Origin of the sequence: uncultured Microscilla sp. (assembly GCF_947493425.1) — a bacterium.
Classification (GTDB): Bacteria; Bacteroidota; Bacteroidia; order Cytophagales; family Microscillaceae; genus Microscilla.
In genome coordinates this window covers 1-5,211 of record NZ_CANLRP010000298.1, presented here as the reverse complement: position 1 = coordinate 5,211, position 5,211 = coordinate 1, and the positions used below count along the sequence as shown (strand labels likewise).

The 5,211-nt window shown below is 40.1% G+C and carries 4 protein-coding genes; all 4 read left to right on the top strand.

Annotated features, from left to right (window positions below; genetic code table 11):
• Window positions 1-275: 275 nt before the first annotated feature.
• The 4 genes from hemN to Q0954_RS32690 all read left to right on the top strand — a co-directional run bounded on the left by hemN (window position 276) and on the right by Q0954_RS32690 (window position 5,077).
• Window positions 276-1,640, top strand: coding sequence for an oxygen-independent coproporphyrinogen III oxidase (hemN, locus tag Q0954_RS32705; RefSeq protein WP_299465839.1), 1,365 nt, complete (start codon window positions 276-278; stop codon window positions 1,638-1,640).
• Window positions 1,641-1,959: 319 nt separating this feature from the next.
• Entirely contained in the window at window positions 1,960-2,631 is a 672-nt protein-coding gene (locus Q0954_RS32700) for a hypothetical protein (RefSeq protein WP_299465836.1), read from the top strand.
• Between the two features lie 238 nt (window positions 2,632-2,869).
• Window positions 2,870-4,414, top strand: a complete 1,545-nt coding sequence (locus Q0954_RS32695; protein ID WP_299465833.1) for a S8 family serine peptidase — start codon at window positions 2,870-2,872, stop codon at window positions 4,412-4,414.
• 267 nt (window positions 4,415-4,681) lie between these two features.
• Window positions 4,682-5,077, top strand: a complete 396-nt coding sequence (locus Q0954_RS32690) for a DUF1987 domain-containing protein (protein ID WP_299465830.1) — start codon at window positions 4,682-4,684, stop codon at window positions 5,075-5,077.
• Window positions 5,078-5,211 lie beyond the last annotated feature (134 nt).

Below are 5,211 nucleotides of genomic sequence, written 5' to 3'. Positions count from 1 at the left end.
TATCACAAAGCAGCTTTCAAACTATTTTTTCACTATAGAAACCAAGGTTTACTCATCATACATTGAATAGAACAACCCAATTTTTAAAGTATTTTATACCTGACAGCCTACCTGTCAGGTATGATCAATCATTAAAATAATATTTTTCTGAAAATGATTATGAGACAGCTTCTATAGAAGCTCCATACTAACTGACAAAAGTCATAGCAAAGTAGTGTACTTGTGTGTAATTATGCAGTCTGTAACAGAAAACAGGCATTAAAGACACATAAAGTATGAATAAACATTTGATAGATAAATACAACATTCCGGCACCCCGTTACACCAGCTATCCTACAGTGCCTTTTTGGGAAAACGAACGATTTTCTGCCCACCAATGGAAACAATCAGTTGCCCGCTCATTCAGCGAAAGCAACCCACAAGAAGGCATCAGTCTATACATACACCTCCCCTTTTGCGAAAGCCTTTGTACATTTTGTGGTTGCAACAAACGCATCACTAAAAACCATCAGGTAGAACGCCCTTACCTGGAAACAGTGCTCAAAGAGTGGCAAATGTATAAAGACTTATTTGACACTCCTCCCCGCATCAAAGAGATGCACTTGGGTGGGGGCAGTCCTACTTTTTTTAGTGCCCAAAACCTGGGTTGGCTCATAGAAGGTATTCTTAAAGGTACCGAATTAGACAAAGAACCACTGTTTAGCTTTGAGGGCAACCCCAACAACACCACTAATGAGCATTTACAAGTACTATATAATTTAGGCTTTAGGCGGGTTAGCTATGGCATTCAAGACTATGACTTGAACGTACAAAAAGCCATTCGACGGGTACAACCCTACGAACAGGTACAACGGGCACACGAGCAAAGCAAGGCGGTGGGATACACCTCTATCAATCACGATTTGGTGTATGGCTTGCCTCTACAAACACTGGAGAGTGTGTTAGATACCATTCGCAAAACAGAAGCACTGGCTCCCGATAGAATTGCTTTTTATAGTTATGCCCATGTACCCTGGGTCAAAGGCAGTGGACAAAGGGGCTACTCAGAGGCCGACTTGCCCAAGTCTGCCGCCAAGCGTCAATTATACGAAGAAGGGCGCCAATTGCTTGAAAGTGGAGGGTACCGGGAAATTGGCTTAGATCACTTCTCTTTGTCTAATGATGATTTGTACCAGGCATTGGAAGAAAAACGACTTCATCGCAATTTTATGGGTTACACCTCTTCTAAAACCCAGTTAATGGTTGGGCTCGGAGTTTCGTCCATTAGTGACTCTTGGTATGCTTTTGCCCAAAATGTAAAAAAAGTAGAAGAGTATCAGCACCTCGTTAACGCTGGTGAGTTGCCTGTGTTCAGAGGGCATCACCTCAATACTGAAGACCTCATCATTAGACAGCACATACTAAACCTCATGTGTCAACTGGAAACCTCATGGACAAACAAAGAAGCAAAGCTGGGAGGTTTTGACGGGTTGATGCCCCACTTTGAGGAGTTTGAAAAAGACGGGTTGATTAATGTAAGCAATGAAGGGATAAAGATAAAAGCCGAAGGCAGGCCTTTTATTCGCAATATCTGCATGGCATTTGACGCTCGTTTGTGGAGAAACAAACCAGAAACCCGCATTTTTTCTATGGCAATTTGAGTATAAGAAGTCAAGGTTATAGAACAAGTGAATGATTATGCAACAGTAGCTTAGTAATGTTTTTAGAACAACTTCCAAATTTTATTTTGACAATATCACTTATCTGCAATTGTAAGTTTTTTATTACATCACATTTTATGTTTTTTGCTTAACTTAAATGTTTTAAAAAAACACCTATTTAACAAAAAATTAACATTAAATATGTGATAAAATGCTTGCTACACACAAAAAAAACACTTTACTTTATTGCATAATCTTAACTAACACTGGTACTTTTTATTGAGTACCTATACTTTTACAACCTAAACTAACATCCATTATGAAAAGAATTCACTTTTCAGCAATATTTGCCTTGGCACTTATTGTAATGCTCAACGCATGTAAAAATTCGGAAAAAGAAGTAAGCGTTCCTGCTGCTAACGATTCTCAAAAGTTTTCTAAAAACATTACAGTTTTTGACAAAAGCGGTCAAAACTCAATTGTAATGCGTGTATCTGCCGATGACAAATCATTGATTGAGCAGTATACTGCAGCAAACTTTGTTTTCACTGCTTTGAAAAAGGGAGAGACCATTGCTCGCCCACAAACTACTGGTACCGAAGAAAACGGCGAAACAGAAGACAACGCTGCCAATGCTCAGCACGTTTCTTTTGAAGTAATGCAAAGATCTTTAGCTCCAGAATTTTCTAAAATTGCCATTACTTTTAACCACCCTGACGATCAATCAAGAGCTTCTTGGAAGTATTACTGGCACTACAGCCAAGCCAATGTTGACAAAAGTGCTTTTATTGAGCGTCATAACATGTGGAGACGAGTATTTTTTGGTTTGAAATACAGACCAAACTCTGGCAGCTCTTGGTCTACTATTGTTTCTACATGGTACAAGCTGTCTAACAACCAATCATACAGCGTAGACAGAAACCCTTGCTACCAGTTTAGATTCCACGTGAAGACTAAAAAGCAAAGTGCTTACACTGCTTACTTTGAGTAGTAGTTAGTGAGAACTACGTAAAATTATTTGATCAAAAAAGGTTGTTTTGAGAAGGTTTGCCTTCTCGAACAACCTTTTTTTTTAATCACTAAAGAAGTCGATGATGTACAAATTTCTTTTCTGGTTATGGCTATTTATATGGTGCATACAACCCAAACAATCGATCGCACAAACATTTGAAAGTAGGCCTCAGGAGTTTTTGATTCGTACGAAACCTCAGAGTGACTTTAAACAGTTGATGGAAAAAGTAAAAAAAACTCATCCATTGATTGCCCCCTCTATTGAAATGGTGCGATGTATAGCACCTACCCTGTCGATATGGTGTGTACGCTATACAAACCAAGCAACCCTGCCTCAGTTTTTGACCGCTCTACGTGCTTTCCCTACTGTTACAGCTATACAAACAAACCATCTTTTGACAAAACCCAGAGGTCGCCTCATCAATGATCCCTTGTATACCCAACAATGGCAATTGGTCAATGACAATATAAATCAAAACACATTGGACATTGACATTGACGCTGAAGAAGCCTGGCAAATAAATACTGGAGGCTATACCACCCACCAAGATACCATTGTAGTGGCCATAATTGACGAGGGTGTACTGGACAGTCACCCAGATTTGACCCATAATATTTGGCGTAATACGCACGAAATTCCTGATAATGGGATAGATGATGATCAAAATGGTTGGGTAGACGATGTGTTAGGCTGGAACTTTAAAACCAACACCAATAATGTCAATAATGAGGGCATTGGTCACTGGCACGGTACCCCAGTAGCGGGTATCATTGGGGCAGAAGGCAACAATGGCATAGGAATAAGCGGCGTAAACTGGCGAATAAAACTCATGTCATTGGTAAAAGGGCAAGATGAGGCATCCATTATTGCTGCGTATGACTATATATTGACTATGCGCAAAAAATACAACGAAAGTGGGGGCAAGCAAGGGGCTTTTGTGGTAGTAGCGCATGCCTCCTGGGGGGTTGACTCATTAAAAGCGGCAGATGCTCCTTTGTGGTGCGCCATTTATGATGAATTGGGCAAGGTGGGGGTACTTAGTGTAGCCGCTACCACCAATAGTAACACCAACGTAGATACAGAAGGCGACATGCCCACTGCTTGCACCAGTAACTACCTGGTGACTGTAACCAATACCGATAATTTTGACCAAAAAATAACAGGCGCTGGTTACGGAAAACAATCGATTGACCTGGCGGCTCCTGGTTTTAATAGCTTTACCACTTTAAACACAGGTACATACGGGGTCTTTGGTGGCACTTCGGCAGCCGCTCCTTATGTATCGGGCGCCATTGCTTTGCTGTACGCCATGCCTGCCAATCGCCTGATGGACTCGGTAAAAGCAGCTCCGGCAGAAACTGCCTTACGCCTTAAACAATGTATTTTGGCAGGAGTTGATCCAGTGGCTGGTTTGCAGGCTTTCACTGTGTCGGGAGGAAGATTAAACTTGTATGGAAGCATTCAGCAATTGAATACTTACTATGGGCTCCACCAGTCCGCTTCTATACCTGGCTCGCTCCGTGCCTACCCCAACCCAATAAAAGAACACTTATTTTTAAAAGTAAGCCTGACCAATACCACTCGTTTGGCAATACAAATCACCAACCTTTCGGGAAAAACCATTAAATCTCGTCAATTGGGCACACTGCCCCAAGGAATTCACAGAATAAGGCTGGAAATGGCTCACCTGCCAAATGGCATATATTTATGCGTGGTGCAAAGTTCTGCGGGTAGGCAAGTAATAAAGCTGATCAAGAAATAAAACGCTCAACTATTTGATTTTCAAATATTTAACACACAACAAAGCGGCTAACAATGTACCGTTAGCAAACATCATTTACCCACATAAAGGCAGTGGTGCATTGTATGAAACTGATACTATTTTACTTAATTATGGGCAAAAAATAAAAAAACTTTAAAAAAGTTACTTGAGGGGGGAGATATATCGCTAGTAAAATGTACTACCTGTAAACCTTACAAATCACTAAATACTAAATAAAATAGTCAGTAGTCATTTAATCATCGTGTTATGAAAAGTTTATTTATTGCCGAAAAATACTACACCCCTCAAGTATCTTTTAATATAGAAAACAGTTTATTTGAAATTACAGGAGAGTCTTTCAGTGAATACTCTATGGATTTTTATGAGCCAATCCTCAGTTGGCTTGAAGCATACACCCAACAATACTCCCAAACCGTTCTATTTAACTTCAAGGTTTCTTATTTCAATACCAGCTCTTCGCGCCGATTTTATGAAATACTAAAAATATTGGATGGCTACCACAAAGCAGCCAAAGGCTATGTAATGGTCAACTGGTTTGCTTCGCCCGATGACATGGACATGATAGAGTCTGGCGAAGATTTTAAAGAAGATTTTGATATGCCCTTCGAAATTGTTTTGAAAGAACGCAGCTTGGTAGCTTAAGCCTTTACTGCCCAGGCAATTTAAAATTTTACTAACAAACAACCCATCACTAAATGAAACAATAGTCCATAGCATTTAGTCCGTAGTCCATAGCGGATTCGAGTAAATGTTTACCCTATTAATCATTGTAAACC

Bases quoted from the DNA above. Each gene is read 5' to 3' on its own strand.
- hemN (WP_299465839.1), top strand. From the start codon at position 276: ATGAATAAACATTTGATAGATAAATACAACATTCCGGCACCCCGTTAC.
- Q0954_RS32700 (WP_299465836.1), top strand. From the start codon at position 1,960: ATGAAAAGAATTCACTTTTCAGCAATATTTGCCTTGGCACTTATTGTA.
- Q0954_RS32695 (WP_299465833.1), top strand. From the start codon at position 2,870: ATGGAAAAAGTAAAAAAAACTCATCCATTGATTGCCCCCTCTATTGAA.
- Q0954_RS32690 (WP_299465830.1), top strand. From the start codon at position 4,682: ATGAAAAGTTTATTTATTGCCGAAAAATACTACACCCCTCAAGTATCT.